The 15,013-nt window shown below is 59.1% G+C and carries 12 protein-coding genes and 1 pseudogene; 3 read left to right on the forward strand and 10 right to left on the reverse strand.

The window, feature by feature from the left end:
• Positions 1-519 precede the first annotated feature (519 nt).
• Complete coding sequence (locus FHT28_RS09760) at positions 520-825, reverse strand: hypothetical protein (RefSeq protein ID WP_037190746.1); 306 nt, start codon at positions 823-825, stop codon at positions 520-522.
• A 444-nt stretch (positions 826-1,269) separates the two neighbouring features.
• Here FHT28_RS09760 and FHT28_RS09765 point away from each other — a divergent pair, with 444 nt between their 5' ends.
• Complete coding sequence (locus FHT28_RS09765; protein ID WP_168596098.1) at positions 1,270-2,097, forward strand: transglutaminase family protein; 828 nt, start codon at positions 1,270-1,272, stop codon at positions 2,095-2,097.
• A 385-nt stretch (positions 2,098-2,482) separates the two neighbouring features.
• On the opposite strand, the gene FHT28_RS09770 is transcribed toward FHT28_RS09765, so the two are convergent.
• Together FHT28_RS09770 and FHT28_RS09775 are read right to left on the reverse strand one after the other, a co-directional pair.
• Positions 2,483-2,869 carry a type II toxin-antitoxin system HigA family antitoxin gene (locus FHT28_RS09770; RefSeq protein ID WP_168596099.1) on the reverse strand — a complete coding sequence of 129 codons (387 nt, stop codon included), beginning with the start codon at positions 2,867-2,869 and terminating at the stop codon, positions 2,483-2,485.
• A complete protein-coding gene (locus FHT28_RS09775; RefSeq protein ID WP_168596100.1) occupies positions 2,869-3,162 on the reverse strand; it encodes a type II toxin-antitoxin system HigB family toxin in 294 nt (97 codons plus the stop codon). Before FHT28_RS09775 ends, FHT28_RS09770 begins: the two co-directional genes overlap by 1 nt.
• An 82-nt stretch (positions 3,163-3,244) precedes the next feature.
• On the opposite strand from FHT28_RS09775, the pseudogene FHT28_RS09780 reads away from it, so the two are divergent.
• Positions 3,245-3,462, forward strand: a pseudogene (locus tag FHT28_RS09780) (Lrp/AsnC ligand binding domain-containing protein); the annotation flags it as partial.
• Between the two features lie 15 nt (positions 3,463-3,477).
• On the opposite strand, the gene FHT28_RS09785 reads toward FHT28_RS09780, so the two are convergent.
• A complete protein-coding gene (locus tag FHT28_RS09785; protein ID WP_348644979.1) occupies positions 3,478-3,717 on the reverse strand; it encodes a helix-turn-helix transcriptional regulator in 240 nt (79 codons plus the stop codon).
• Between the two features lie 303 nt (positions 3,718-4,020).
• Between FHT28_RS09785 and FHT28_RS09790 the strand changes: the two genes are divergently transcribed.
• A complete protein-coding gene (locus tag FHT28_RS09790) occupies positions 4,021-4,233 on the forward strand; it encodes a hypothetical protein (protein WP_246704822.1) in 213 nt (70 codons plus the stop codon).
• A gap of 433 nt (positions 4,234-4,666) precedes the next feature.
• On the opposite strand, the gene FHT28_RS09795 is transcribed toward FHT28_RS09790, so the two are convergent.
• The 6 genes from FHT28_RS09795 to FHT28_RS09820 form a co-directional block, all read right to left on the reverse strand.
• A complete protein-coding gene (locus tag FHT28_RS09795; RefSeq protein ID WP_210255707.1) occupies positions 4,667-7,048 on the reverse strand; it encodes a cellulose synthase in 2,382 nt (793 codons plus the stop codon).
• Positions 7,049-7,062: 14 nt separating this feature from the next.
• On the reverse strand, positions 7,063-8,112 hold the full coding sequence (locus FHT28_RS09800) for a glycosyl hydrolase family 8 (protein ID WP_168596101.1): 1,050 nt from the start codon (positions 8,110-8,112) through the stop codon (positions 7,063-7,065).
• Positions 8,109-10,583: a cellulose biosynthesis cyclic di-GMP-binding regulatory protein BcsB gene (locus FHT28_RS09805; protein WP_168596102.1), complete on the reverse strand. Its 2,475-nt coding sequence runs from the start codon at positions 10,581-10,583 to the stop codon at positions 8,109-8,111. Before FHT28_RS09805 ends, FHT28_RS09800 begins: the two co-directional genes overlap by 4 nt.
• A complete protein-coding gene (gene bcsA / locus FHT28_RS09810; protein ID WP_037200279.1) occupies positions 10,583-12,772 on the reverse strand; it encodes a UDP-forming cellulose synthase catalytic subunit in 2,190 nt (729 codons plus the stop codon). Before bcsA ends, FHT28_RS09805 begins: the two co-directional genes overlap by 1 nt.
• Before the next feature lie 57 nt (positions 12,773-12,829).
• Positions 12,830-13,813: a cellulose biosynthesis protein BcsN gene (bcsN, locus tag FHT28_RS09815; protein ID WP_168596103.1), complete on the reverse strand. Its 984-nt coding sequence runs from the start codon at positions 13,811-13,813 to the stop codon at positions 12,830-12,832.
• Between the two features lie 255 nt (positions 13,814-14,068).
• A complete protein-coding gene (locus FHT28_RS09820) occupies positions 14,069-14,971 on the reverse strand; it encodes an alpha/beta hydrolase-fold protein (RefSeq protein WP_168596104.1) in 903 nt (300 codons plus the stop codon).
• Between the last annotated feature and the right edge of the window lie 42 nt (positions 14,972-15,013).

Consider the following 15,013-nt stretch of genomic DNA (forward strand, 5'->3'; position numbering starts at 1 on the left):
AAACAGGATAAGTGCAGCGGCGTTATTGCAAAAGAAAGCCACCCAAATTGGGTTAAGGCTGAACGTATTTGCAATCAGAGCACAGAGCAAAAGCAGGGCCGCAAAGATTGAAACGCTGAAACCCTGGTTTGCAATATCATGCGCTTGAACCGCGGCAAGTTGGAAGTCTGCTCGGTTTTTGATCTCAGGAAGCTGCTGCGTGTCGTCGGAACTAGTTTTCGGCATTCCCATACTTTATGCGCTCTTCCACGCCGCATTGAAGAAAGGTTTTCTATCTATTTCGCCAGCACCGCAGTCATTTGGGTGTAGGGATACGTTATTACGTATCGTACCCTTATCTGCAAGGCTTCGCCTTGAAAAAGGAAAGTCGGCTGATCGGCATCACTTGCGCCGTGTAGCCCCCCGGAAACAAACATAGTTTAGCCTACGACGGGCTTGGCCGACGGCGCCCGTTGTCTGGACAGAGCTGACCTTATGCCACGCGCCGGGTATCGGATCGCAACGCGGCGGCGCGGGTTCTTAAATCCCTGACCCGTCGAGCTGCTGGGTGTCGTCGCCTTCCCAGGGTGAGGGCATCGAGGTGCGATTGAGATTAGCCGAGGGCATCGGCATCCAGCACTTCAGCTCCGGCTCGGCATATTCGATGACGCGGCCGGGCGAGGAATCAGAGGCGCGCCAGCCTTCTACGCCGAACTGATCGCCATTCGACCAGTAGGCGAGGTCGACTTCTGCCGGCCCCTGTTCGGACGGGCGGACCGTGACGAGGATCCGACTGCCGTCTTTCGGCGCGCTTGCCATGTGGCGCCAGCGGTCTGGCTCGTCCATCATTTTTCCTCCTGCCTTGCTGCGGGTTGAAGTGTCGCCTCACCATCGAAAGCGGTCAACCCAAACTTTCCACAACCCATCCTCTATTGGTCGTACTTCGTTTAGAACAGTTGCAGGAAGGCAAGAAGCATGCCGAACCCGGACGCTTGCTTCGTCCGCCGGCCTCCAACAGGGCTAGCCGGGGCGGGCGTTTCGAACACGGTGCCGCCAAAAGGCAACCGCCGTCCGCGGCGCTCCGACCGTCACATAGACCGTCGCCCCTCGCGCGGAGGTTCCTTCTCACATCGTTGCGACCCGCCAGACATCGTTTCGCCTTTCAGCTATTTGGCGTTTGTCGTTCCGACCACCGTGTTCTAATATGATGAAAGACATGCGGACACTCCGCCACGGTTGACGGCGACGCCCCGTTCAATCCGCCATAGCGAGCGTCAGGGATATGACCTTATGCTCATCCGCTATGGGTACGACATTACCGTAACTTGCGCACAACCGACACCGATGCTGACCATGCTGACGCCGCGTCCCGAGCGCTCGGCTGATGTTCGATCGCCGGATGTTGTTGTGACAAGCCCTGAGATAGCAACCACCACCTATCTGGATTTGTTCGGCAATGTCTGCCGCCGCTTCATCGCGCCGACGGGCGACCTGCAGATATGGGGGGACGGAACCCTTGAAGACAGCGGTACCCATGATCCTGCTTTTTGGGATGCGCAGGAGATCGCAGTCGGTGAGCTGCCGGACGATTGCCTCATCTACCTGATGGGAAGCCGTTATTGTGAGACCGACCGTTTGAGCCAGATCGCATGGGACAGGTTCGGCAACGTCGCGCCGGGATGGGGCAGGGTGCAGGCGATATGCGATTTCGTTCACCGACACATCATCTTCGGCTATCAGAACGCCCGCTCGACGCGGACGGCGCTGGAAGCCTACGAAGAGCGTATCGGCGTCTGCCGCGATTATGCTCATCTGGCCATTGCCTTCTGCCGCTGCATGAATATTCCGGCACGCTATATCAACGGTCACTTGGGCGATATTGGCGTGCCGATCCTCGACCCAATGGATTTTAGCGCCTGGATCGAAGTTTTTCTTGGCGGTCGATGGATGACGTTCGATCCGCGCAATAACGTGCCGCGCATCGGTCGCATCGTGGTCGCCCGAGGTCGGGACGCAGCTGACGTCCCGCTCATAGTTTCCTTCGGTCCACACGTCTTGAAGTCTTTCCGGGTCTGGACCTATGACGTCACCGATGCACAACCTCCGGCCACCCAGTAGCAATGGCTGGGCGCGACGGCAGCCCGGTTCCGAGAGCTCGCCGTTTTGTGCATCGTGTAAAGTTTGGTCCCGTTGTAACGGATACTGCCGCGCCGTCGGGTCGGGCACGCACCGCTGACAGCATCGGCGGCTTCTATACTGATGCCGGAGCAGCAGGGAGCTTTCCGCGCCGGCTATTCGGATCCGCCGATTACCCGGCGGGTGAAAGCGGCTGTATCGTCGGCGACGTCAAACAAGGCGGGCATGCTGATGGAGTCTAAATGCAAGAGCGAGTTTCAGACTTTAGCGGCGCACGTTTTGCCGGCAGCTCTGAAATCGCATCGGGTGTGAGCAGAGCATGTTCGAGACGCTGAATCTGGCAGTGGGCCGTTCGGATTTGTGCTGACTACGCCGCCTCAGATACAAGATGGTAAGGTCGGACTAGGTAATCGGAAGGGATGCCCCATTCCTTGTTCAGCTTGTGGATCATATCCACAGTGAGGGCGCGCTTCCGGTTCAAAATCTCGGAAGCGCGCGACTTGGAGCCGAAGAGTTTAGCTAGATCGGATTGCTTTCGCCCGCTCATCTTCATGTGGGCCTTGATCAGCTCGACGGGCTCCGGGGCTTCGATCGAATAGTGACGATTCTCGTAGGCCTCGATAAGAGCGGAAAGGATATCGAAGCGATCTGCATCCGGCGTACCCAAGGCGGGAGGGTTATCGAAATACCGCTCAACCTCGCCAGTAGCCCAGGCAAGGTCTCCATCGTTCCTGATGGCGCGGATGTTGTCCATTACACTGTCTCCGGGATGATATGATAATTCGTATGGGTACCGACGAATTTGACCAGCACCCGTTGACATGGATGGGCGATGTGGACGATCAGGCGATACTTGTCGCCTGAGAAATCGAAGATGATGCGATTATCGCTGACGAAATCGACGTTCGCTCCAAACATCTTTTTGACATCCGCAGGGCCGCTCCGGGCCGCTTTACCGACAATCGCATACGAGGTCTTCAATGGGGTTTCGGCTTGGGGATGGATTTCCCAGAACTTCCTCAATGTCGACTTGGCGATGATCTGCATAGGCATTGTGTAACATATTCCCATCTTGGGAACAAGAAAGATTTCCCCAATTGGGAACGCTGGCCGTGTCGGCAGCCACGATGTCAGACGGTTCCCTAAAGTCATGGAATGCTATCTGACGACGGGAGAACGCGATGCTGTCCTTCGCATCGTCACTGCCGATCTTGATAGCTATCGGCGCTTTCGGGCCGACCACCGACATGGATCCCTAGCGTGTTGAACGTCAAGACCGATGTTTCGATGGGAACGTTGAAACGATGTTGTGAACCCCATTTGGCTTCGTTGTCCGCGATACCCTAACGCGGCTAGCAAGCTTTATCCGGTTCGCGAGATCGCGCGAAGAACGTCAAATGCGTCGAAGTCCAGAATCTGGGATAGCTCTAGAAATTCGACAACGTCCACTCTGCGTTGGCCGCTCTCAAGTCTCGCGACGAACGACTGATATTCTCCAAGTCTTTCAGCGAGTTCGGTCTGGGTCAGGCCTGCAGCCTCACGCTTTGCAATCAACAAAGCAATCAGCGCTTTGTGTCGTTCACTGCCTAGGGTCTTCGCCACCTGTGCCACCCATCCTTGGGAAAGATGGGGTCTTTCATTATATCTGATTTTCAGGTATCTTAAATTCAGATAATTTTGGCTTTTACTGGAGAGACCCTAATGGAGGCGCGCCTGTACTCCCATTTTTTTGACCCTGACAAGCAGGAATCGCCGCTCTGTCGAGGCAACTTTGCGGCTTCCGTCACGGCTTAGAACCCGCACCATTGCCCTGATCACAGCTCTGATTGCGATGACAACGAGACGGCAGAGCTGGCGACGTTCTGCTGGGGCGGAAACGATCGATTGACAGCGAGGAAACAAATCATGAGCATGGATTACATCACCAACGAAGATTGGTTCACCATGACCGAAGCCGAAGCGATCGAGTTGGCAATCGACCGGCATGGCGAAGATGGGATCACATCAGTCGCCTATTGTGCGCTTGAGACGTGGGGTGATCATGGTAACCCCGAATACCATTTTTGGTTTGACCTGTTTCTCAAACTGATAAAGCGGGAGCATGTCGGCTGGGCTTAGAGATCACCGGCCTGCCGTCGTTCTCGTTCGCCCGACACTTCACGAATGTCATATATCAACGCAGCTTCTGAATTCCGCTTAGGACGGCATGTGTCAGCTGTCGATGAGGCGCGGATGGATGATTTCGAAAGGGATAGACGAAGATCACGGGCCGCACATTGGAGGCGAAAGACGATCAAACCAATATCGAGATCGATGACCATGTACACGTTGGATGGCTTATGCTCTTCCATTATATCAAGCCGACGCATGAATGGCGGCATAGTTTCCGTGGGCAACTCGCGGCCACGGCCTAAGAAAAGTCGTAGCTAGCTGCGGCGATTTCCGCCTGTTTTCAACGTCTTCCGTGATCGCCTTGAAGTTCGATCAGTCGATCTCCACAACCGATGAGACTCGCACCATTTCACGAAATATGGGACGCATTCCGTCGGTCTTAATACCCCCCCGGCTGCGGATGGGTCGCGAGCCTCAGGTCTCTCAGGCCGCGATTGCCGTCGCGGTTGCCGGTTGCGGCGACCGCAGTGAAGATGCGTTCAGCATCGTCATACATTTTGAGATTGAGATAGCAGTATCCGCGCAGCACCATCAGGTCCACACGCTCCTGCTGAAGCTGCGAGCGCTGGTCGAGATAGAGGAGGGCCTCATGGTACCGCTTGCCCGAAAAGGCCGAGAGCGCGCGATCGGAGAGAATGGCCACCTGTAATTCAGCGGCGCGCTGGTGGTTCATGGGGGCTTTGGTCGCCGCGACGGCGGCGTTGTTGGCAAGCCCGGCTCGCAGATAGGCGAGGCTTTGCCCATAGGCTGCCTCCTCGCGCGACTTTGGGTCGGTATTGTTCAGCGCGACGCCAAAGGCTTCCACGGCTTCCATCGGTCGATTGAGGTTCATCAGGCACCAGCCGCGCGATAGCGCGTTTGCCGGTGTCAGCAGTTCGGCACTGATCGTGGTTGTACAGCCGGCCGAACTGCGTGCGCCGCGCACGACCGTCCTGGTGCGGCCTTCCGCTTGATTGTATTCGACTGGTGGCGCGCGGCGAACGGGCGCTACGGGCTCCGCGGCGGCATGTGCGTTGACAGGTGGTTGTGTGAAGGGGGCCAGAGGCGTTGCTTGGGGAGCCGCCAGAGGCGCGCTTTGGAGCGATCCCTGCGGCGCGATCTGCGGTGTTAGCTGGACTGTCTGGTTCGGAGAGGGCAGTGGTGCCGAGGTCGGCGTGCGCGTCGCCGGCTCGCCGAGAACGGCGATACGCTGCGAACGGCCTGCCCAGAGCCGCTGGACTTCGGCGACACCTTGCCGGTCGTTCAGCTGATTGCGGGTGATGGCCAGTCCATAAGCGGATGGTTCGTCATCCGGCTTCCAGCGAAGCGCCGTCTCGAACCAGCGCGCCGCAGCCTGCGGCTGGTTCAGCGAACGCGCATACCATCCGAATTGTTGCGCCGTTGGAACGTATTTTTGCTTCACTACTTCGCCGGCCATTCGTCCTAGGACGTCCTCGCTGAGATTGGCGGGTGGCTGCAAGGCCATCAGATTGGCGGTGGCGGCAAGATAGGTTGCCATCGCGTCCTTGGATTCGTTGCGCCACTTGTACATCGCCTCTTCGGCCTCTTGCGGCTTGTGGTCGGCGATCAGCACCAATGCCAGGCCCTGCGAGATTGCTGCGGAATCTTCCTTGGTGTGCGCGGCCTCGAACCACTGCTCCGCGTCGCTGTAATTGCTGCGGCGCAGATAATACCAGCCGAGAAGCGAATCATCGGATGCCAGCCCCTGGCTGCGGGCGACCCGTTCGACCTGCGAGAGATAGTCCTGAGAGACGGTCAGTTTTGGATCTTCATTGCCCTGCGCCACGAAACGGCGTGCAAGGTCGGTCCTTATGCTGTCGAATTCCCGCCCGCCATTGCCGTCGGGTTTCTCGAGGGCCAGCAGGTCCTGCATGGGCTGATAAGACAGCAGTGCCGCGGCTTTCTGGATGGTCGCAAGCCTTTCCTGCGGATTGGTGCAGCTCTTCAGCATATAGGTATAGGCGTCCTGCCCGCGCTTGACCCGATCCGTGCGGATAAAGGCTTCCGCCACTCGCCACAGAATGTCTATGTCGCTGCAGGTGAGCAGGCTCTGCGTGTTGGCGGCGATGTCGATGACAGTCGTATATTGCTTGAGATCGGAGGCGTTGACGAGGCGTGCGCGCGCTTCGGCGACGTCAAGGCGTTCCAGCAGATCGGCGGGCGGCTGCCATCCCGCTTCCGCGGTCTGACGGTCGGCGATCGCCTTGCGCAGCTCGGCATAGCGGCCTTCCGAATAGAGCTGCCACATGGCTTCCAGCTGCTTGTCGCTGTTTTGCGGAACGGCAAGCGGATCGGCCGGCGGTGTCCAATTCGGGTAAAGCGCTTGCAATCTGGAGATTTCGGCCTGCAGCCGCGCCTTGTCGCCGCGGCTGGCGAAATAGCGCAACGCGCTTTCGTCCACCTTCGGCGGGCTAGCCGGTTGAGCCTGGCCCGACTGCTGCTGTGCCGGTTGTTGTTGAGCAGCTTGGGTTGCCGTCGACTGCGGTGCAGCCTGTGCCAATGCGTCAGGCGCCGGCGCATTCGCTTGCGGATTGCTCGGCGCGTCGGACAGGACGGCGGATGGTGCCGTCGCCTGAATGCGGTCGGCGACCGCGCGTAAATCGACTGTTTGTTCCGTAGCGCCGCCCGGCTTGATATCGGCGACAAGCAGAGTCTGCGGCTCCAGGCGGCTCGATTTGGCCAGCTTGATCTTGTCTTCAGGCGAGACATGATCCTTCGTCGCGAGGGTGAAACCCGCCACGGCCACTGCCATAAAAGCCATGATCAAAGTGGATTTTATAAGCACTCCGGATGTTTCTCCGCGACGAAAGCCAGGCCCAACAATTGCAAAGTGGACGGGTAGTAAAGGGACGGCGCGAACTGCCGAACCGAGGTGGGTAGTTTCGTTCCGTTAACCACACACGCCACAACATCGTTAACAATTCTATAACCGGGGTCGGTAAGCAGCTGTTTTGGCTTGCCCGTTGCCAGATCGATCGTGCCCGGTTCGTCCCCTTCGACGGTCATGCCTTGTCGCAGTCGTGTCAGCAAAACCTTGTCGGCTATCCCGGCTCGCGCCAGGTAGAGCGGTATCCTGATGGCATTATAGCCAAACTCCGCCTCGAAGCCATCGGCAGGTTCCGGCCTTGCGCGCAGGCTCACCCAATCGGCCGGCAGTTTGCGCGGGCCGAACTGCATCGAGCGCAACAGGGCAACGCCATCATCCGTCAGTTTTTGCCATCGATCGGAAGGCGCCAGCAGCGCCATGACGGGGATAGCCTCGTAAATCCAATAGGATGGATTGATGATGGGGCCATCCTTGCGGCCCGGAGCCTTGTAGCCATCAACTCCGGGAAGGAGGAGCGTCCGACCATCGGAATCGATCACGACATGGGAAAGAAGTGCCTTTGCCATGGTTGCGGCGACCTGCAGATAGTCCTTCTTGTTCCATGCCGATCCCGCAAGCGCCAACGCGTAGGCGATCAAGAGGTCGCCGTCGGAGGCATTGTTCGTGTCTGTTATATGCGGTATGACGGCGGGATCCCATTTCCAGGCCGCCAGGCCATCGTCGCGCAACAGCAATTCGGTTCGTGTGAAGTACCAGATCTGCTCGAAATCGGCCGGGCTATTGGCGAGATAGGCGAGCAAGAGGCCGTAACCTTGCCCTTCGCTGTGGCTGACGTTGCCGTTGCCATTGTCGATGATACGGCCGCTTGCATCGAGGAATTTCGTCTTGTAGGCGATCCAGGCTTCCGGATCGATCGCAGCATGTTGAGCTGCGACCGGTTGGGCTACCGCCAGGATGACAGCGCCACAGATTGCAAGGATGAAGCGCCAGCGTCTCATTCGCGCCTGCCGATCTTCGAGAGAATGCTTGCGGTGCTGACGCCGAGCAGCAGCGAACCGATCACGAGCAGGAAGGCGTAGGACAAGATATTGCTGGAAAGCCAATTGGCGGCGATCAGGCGATAATTGGTCAGCGACCAGGGCTGCGACATGACTAAATCGAAGCGGCTGACAGGCACCGTGTCGATCTTTCCCGTCTTGCCGGAATAGACAGTGATGCGACCGCTGATTTGCGGCCAGTCGAGTTGCGACGTCATGGCCTCCACGCCTGCGCGCAGATCTGCGGCGCTCGGTGCTGTGATCACGGTCCAGGTGGCGTCGTTGGTCGAGTTGGCTTCTTGGGCGATCAGGAACGTATTGGCATTCGACGGCGTAAACACCTGCTCCGAACTCGGCATGAAGCGTAGCGAACTGAGCGAGATATCGAAGTTGCGATGCATCCATTGCTGGAAGCGGTCGAATTGACCCTGCAGCAGACCGCCGCTGATGCGGGAGCGCCAATCCGCGATCGTGACGGAGGCGTCCTGCGTGCCGGCTTGCCCTGGAGTGGGTGGACGCCAAGCCACTTGGCTCGTCGCCGCGATATTCATTTGCGAAAGGATCGTCGACGGCAGTTGGGAGATCGAACCGATGAAGATCGCGTTGCGGCCACTGATCGTGTTCGGCGAGGTAGTCGGCTCCACGGCGACCGGGTGTCCCGCAACGATCGCCATCTGTCCGAGCAGGGTTGCGCTCGCCGACAGCGTATCGGCATCGGCCCGATCGATGAAGAGGGTGGTCGGCTCGGTGTCGCGATTATAGGGATAGCCGGTTCCTGCAAACGCCGCCAGGTTGGGGCGCTGTGCGACCCTCGCAAAATCCGGCATGCGGAACTGGCTTGTGTCGAACAGCGCAAAGCGCGGTGTCGTGCTGGACGTGGCGGCGGGCGCGCAGACGGTATCCTCGTCGGTCATCAACATGGCCTCGAGCGTCAATGTATTCAGGCCCGGCTTGAAATGGCGCATGGTGATGCGGATGGGCAATTGCCGGAAGATGCCACCGCCGCTGGCAGTAATCGGTTTCGTCGTGGCAATGCTGCCATTGACGTAAACGTCGATATGGCTGCCGGGGCGCACGTCCTTTGCATAGGCGGCGTCCAGCAGGATGGTCGCTTCCCCATAGGCATTCGCATAGAAGTCCGAGGGGATCGCCACGTTGAAGCTGGTGTGGAAGCGACGCCCGGAGAATTCCGTCGTCTTCACGCCCAGTTGCTCGAAGGAAAGGCTGGTGCCGGAGTAGATCAGAGGGGCATCCGGCGCCGTCCATCGCTGCGTAACCAGCAGATCGCGACGAGTGCCAGGGTCCCTGTCGGTCGGTGAAACGACCATATCGATCGCGGCAGAGATCGCCTGCCAGGATGGGCCGCTGATGAGCAGAAGCTGCTGGCCGCTGCGCGGATCGGTCGCGAATGTCGCCAGCGCGCCGCTCTGCGCCGAGGAAGGTGCGGCGAAGACCGGCTGCAGTTCTGCGGGTGTGCCGACGACAACCGTCATTTTGCCCGGTCCCGCTGCCGGTACTCCATCCGTGCCAAAGGAGAATGTCTCATTCGGCATGCCGCTGAGGAGCGACAGGCCTTGCGCAAGCCGCAGCAGCGGCTTGGTGGTACCGGGTTGAGCCAGCGCCGGCACCACGATATTGTATTGGGTTTTCCCGGCACCATCGACGCCGATCGCGCGGATTGCATCGGTGGTCGACAGTTTCTCAGCCTCGCGGCCGGTGAAGCTCAGATAGGTTTTTTCCGGATCGACATCGGACCAAAGTTCATAGGTCGATTGTATGTCGCAGTCGGTGCGATGGCGTTGTGTCGCCTCGAACGTCAGCAAATTGGCGCCCGGCTGCAAGAGCCCTCGCGGAATGTCGAAGCTGACATCCGAAACACTATCGGGCGAACCGATCTGCTGCTGGTGAACTACCCGGTCGTTGAGAAGGACGGTGAGTTGCGATGCTTCAGGAGCGACGACGACCGCGTTTTGATAGGCGAAATTGAATTTCGCCGGTGCCACCGCCTGTTCGGGCGTCAGATAGATCGACCAGGATCTGCGATCGTTCTCGCCTTCCAGCCGAAATTTCGCGAAGGGGACGACGTAACGCCGAAACGCAGGTGTTGCCGGTGCCGCCTGTTTCACAACCGGTGCCGCCTGCGGTGTCACTTGAGCAGGGACGGCGGGCGTCGTCATATGCGGCGCGACAACCTGCGGCGTAGCTGCCGGCGGCACTATCGCTTGTGGAGCAGTCATCTGGGGAGCAATTACCAGCGGAGCCACCGCCTTGGGTGCCTCGGTCTGCGGCGTTGCCGGCTGTGGCGTGAAAATCTGCGGTGTGGCCGGCGGCTCGCCTTTCGGCCGTTCACCCGACATATCGAAGGGCGTCGTTTGCGCCTGCGCGACGGCGGCGGTGATGAGGAAGATCAGTGCTGGAAGGATGCGTCTCATCAGCCTTTCGCCTTCGCGTCCTGCCGTTGCTGCCCCTTTTCTGCCCCGACTCCCTTGAAGAGATAGAGCAAGCCCCGGCTGGTCTGGTAGAGCGATAGCCCCAGGAACCAGACCGTTCCGCGGATGATGCCAGGGTTGCGGCGGCGTGCCTGCTGAAATTTCGTCCACTGATCGGAGTTGGCAAAGACGAGATCGGCGATCAGCCGGTGATCGGCTGCACCTTTCGGGACATATTGGCACCCGATAGTCGTGATATCTCCCATCTGCTCGATATTGCGGATGATGACCGACAGCGTCACCATCTCGGTGCCGCTATAGGGCTGGAAGCGGACGATGGCTTCGGAACCGATCTTCACCAGGCCCATGTCCTTGTTGAAGACGTTCAATCTGGCGCCGTGAACGGACACATCCTCGATAGAGGCGGAATTCCATTTGTCGCCGACGCCGAATTCGCTGCGGCGATCGACCCTGACGCGCCGCGAGGAGGCGCGCTCTCCGCGCTCGGAGACGACACCCAGCGCGCAACCGGAGAGGATCAGGTTGATTACGTTCCAGCCGCCGACGACGAGCGTGACATCAGCCTTATAGGGCTCGGCATAGACACGGTATATGGTCACCGCCAGCGCAATGACCTGTACGGCAAATATGACGAAGAATGGGCGGCTGATTTCGGAAAGACGGCTGACGGAGATCGATTCGTCCTTGGCCGTGACCTTGAAGGTCGGCTTGCGGGGGTTGAGCATGACCGAGATGACGGCGGGCAACAGATGCACCGTCTGGACATATTCGTAGAGCTCGGAAATCCACGGCCAGCGGAAGGAGCCATAGAGATAGTTCTGCATCATCAGGTTCACGAGCATATAGGCAAGCGTATAGGCAAGGAATTCGCTGCCTGAGGCCGTGAATATCTCGAGATCGAAAAACAGATAGAAAAGCGGCGCGAACAGGAAAATGACGCGCGGAAACGGGAAGAGCCAGAACAGCGTCGAGGACATGTAGCACAGGCGCTGGGGCAGGGTCAGACCACGCTTCAGCAGCGGGAAGCGGAAGCGCAGGATCTGCATCATGCCCTGCGCCCATCGGCTGCGCTGGCCGATGAAGCTCGCAAACGTTGCGGGCTGCAGCCCGGCGATCAGCGGCTTGTCGACATAGATGCTGTTCCAGCCGGCGCCATGGAGCGCAAGTGCGGTTTCACAGTCTTCGGTAATACTGATGCCGCTGAAGCCGTTTTGGGATTCCAGTGCCTTGCGGCTAAGCACGGCTGCGGAGCCGCAGAAGAAGGCTGCATTCCACTTGTCCAGACCGCGTTGAATGATGCCGTAGAACATCTCGTTCTCGCTCGGCATGCTGTCGAAGGTGCGCAGATTGCGCTCCAGCGGGTCGGGATTGATGAAGAAATGCGGAGTCTGGACGAGAAAGAGCTTCGGATCGTCCTCAAAGTAGCCGACCGTCTCGCGCAGGAAATCGCGCGCGGGCGCGTGATCGGCATCGAAGACAGCGATCAGGTCGCCATCGGAATGTTCGAGTCCATTGTTGAGGTTGCCGGCCTTGGCGTGTTCGTTGCGCTCGCGCGTCAGATATTCGACGTCGAGCTCCACACATAGCTGTTTGAGCTCGTCATGGCGAGCAATGGCAGCCTGGGATTCAAGTACCTTGGTGGAATTTCGCTTCTGTGCCGTGCCGCCGTCGTCAAGCAGCCAGACTCGGAGCTTATCGGCTGGGTAGTCCATCGCCTTGGCGGAGGCGAGCGTATTGGCGAGAAGATTGGTGTCCTCGTTGTAGGACGGCACGAAGACGTCGACGGATGGAAAATTTTGCGTCTTCAAGGCACGGGCCGTGCGCGGGGGCAGGGGTGTGGCGACGATGAAGAGGCTGAGCATCAGCATCGCCACGTTATACATTTCGGCGAGATAGAGCAGCAGCCCCGGGATGAAGTTTTCAAGCTGGTTGACGGGCGGCAGCGTGCTCGTCGTCCGCCAATACACATAGCGCAGCACGATTGCCGTGCCGAAGGCGAGCGCGACAAGCCGCCAGGTGCCCTGACGCTTGAGGATCTTGATGATCGCCATCATCGTGACGACAACGGTGCTGGCGATCAGCTGCGTTTGAAGGTTGACCGGCAACGTTATAAGCACCACCCCGCACAGCGCGATCACGGCCCATATCAAGATGCTGCTTGCTGTCTGCATCGATCTTCCTTCAAGGGTATTGCCAGGCGCCATCCTGGCGCCCCGACGTCGTCCCGCTTAACGGCGGCAAGCTTCAGATATGCCTGCATCTCCGTTACAGTCCGGTAAAGGCACGATGACGCTGCTTCCAGCGGCTGCGGGCGGATGCTGCGCCGTGGTCGCCGGTGCGCTGCCTGCAGCTCCCGTCTGCGGCGTGTCGCCCGGCCCATCGGGGAGCGGCACGCGCGGACCAATCATTGGCGGCAGCGCTGGGGCCGCCTGCGGCTGAACGACGACCGGCCGGCGCGGAACGAAGCGGCGCGCTGCCACTGGAGCGGTCTGGTAGCCTATGCTGATCGGGGGAGCGCGATAGGCGGCCGCGTCAGGATAAACCGGCTCGCCGGGCTTGCCCAAGAGGGCGTCGGCACCCCGCGGAGCTCCGAACGGGTTCAGGGCGGCGCCGTCGAAACGGCCGGCGATCGTGTAGCCGTAGACTGTGCCCAGCAGCTGGCGCTCGGTTGCGTGTGCGTCGCAAAGCCTGAGCCTAACCTGCACCATACCGAAATTGCGCTGCTCCACCGGCGGAGAAAAACCTGCCTGGATCTGCTGCCAGGCATAGAGACAGGTGTCGCCATTTCTGCTTTGGCCCGAAGCATAGCCGAACGGTCCGTAGCTGTTCTGCACGAAGGTCGCCGAGCGTGCCAGCCGTACACCGGGCACGGCCGATGCCATCTCGCGGGCTATCGCGAGGTCGCTGATCGTGTTGTACGGCCTGCTGCCGAGCCCTGGATTGGATCCCGTCAGGCCGAGAAACTGCACCTTGAGGAAATTCTGGCCGGGGACGGAAGACGACGTTGAAAGCGAAATCGTCTGCTCGACATCCTTTGCATGCCTGCGCTCGACCACATTCACGATCGCCGGACCACCGGGCGGCGGAAAAGCCAGCGCCTTGTCATTGTCAACCGTTTCGACACCGATCGACTGCCTAATGTGACCCGTTGTAGTGCATCCTGCCGTCAAGCCGGCTAACGTCATCAGCGCTATCGTTTTAAGAAGGTGCATCTTGTCGGGTCACGGCAAAGTGTTTCTGTGTTATATTATCCGCTAAATTGCGCGGTGGAGCTGGGAATCAAGTCCTTTTGATAGCACGAATAAGCGGGATTATGGTTAACCAAGGATTAACGTCAGGAATTGAGGTGCCGGATAACGGTATGAAATTCAGCTGGGCGTGACATTCGTTCAAATTTGCGCCGAGGCGAACCGCAAAGGCTCGCCCGCGCGCCACTTCTGTTGCAGGCAAATGCGTGAATTTGAGCTCTATTTCGACCTGCGGAACGCAATCTGAACGGCCTTGTTCAAGGCGACCGGAAGAACGGACATATGGTTCTCGCCGGGATATTCCTCGAATATCGCAGTTCCTGCGAACGACGCCGATGTTGCCCATCGCTGCGCCATGTCGCGGGCGAGTTCGATCGTGCGTGTTTCCTTGGCGCGTTCCTGCCTCTTGTGCTCATCGGGCGTGCCCTTGTGGAACGGCGCGAGCACTTCTCCCTCGTATTCACCAGCGGAAAGATGCAGCTCGATATCGAGGGGAGCCTCAAGATTGTCCAGGAGCGCTCTTTCAGTCGCAAGGATCGCTGCATCTTCCCAGAAGATCGCCGGGCTCGCCGCAATCCAGCGGCTGAAGGCGTCTGGCTTCGAAAACAACGCATAAAGGGCGAACAAGCCGCCGAATGAGTGGCCGAAAAGCGCCTGGCGTGACCGATCGACCGGAACCTGCTTTTCTACCCAGGGCTTCAGTTCGTTTTCGATCAGCTTGAGGAAGCGTTCTCCTCCACCTGTCCTGACATCCGGCGCGCCGGGGAAAAATGGCGGATAGGTCCGCCCAGGTGGCGGGCTCAAATCCCAGGAGCGCCTCAGCGGATCGTAGGGTTCGTCGGATGGATAGCCGATAGCGACGATAACGCCTTCACAGATATTGGTTCCGTTCGGATAGGCGGCCTGCACTTTGAGCGCGTCGACGGCGGTTGCAAAGCAGGCATTCCCGTCCGTCAGATAAAGAACCGGCCACCCTTCTGGCGGGGGCGATTTATCGGGTCGATAGAGAAAGATCCTGTGCGGCTGATCGGCGTTTTCGAAGGTGATATCGGCAAATGTTGCGCCGGCAAGTGTAACAGGCGTTAGTGGGACCGCTGGATTGAGTGATGACGGGTGAGGCATGGTCTCTCTGGGCGATCGAAAGGGCGGGCGCGGCGCAAAAGA

The organism is Rhizobium sp. SG570, from assembly GCF_012275345.1.
Classification (GTDB): domain Bacteria; phylum Pseudomonadota; class Alphaproteobacteria; order Rhizobiales; family Rhizobiaceae; genus Rhizobium; species Rhizobium lusitanum.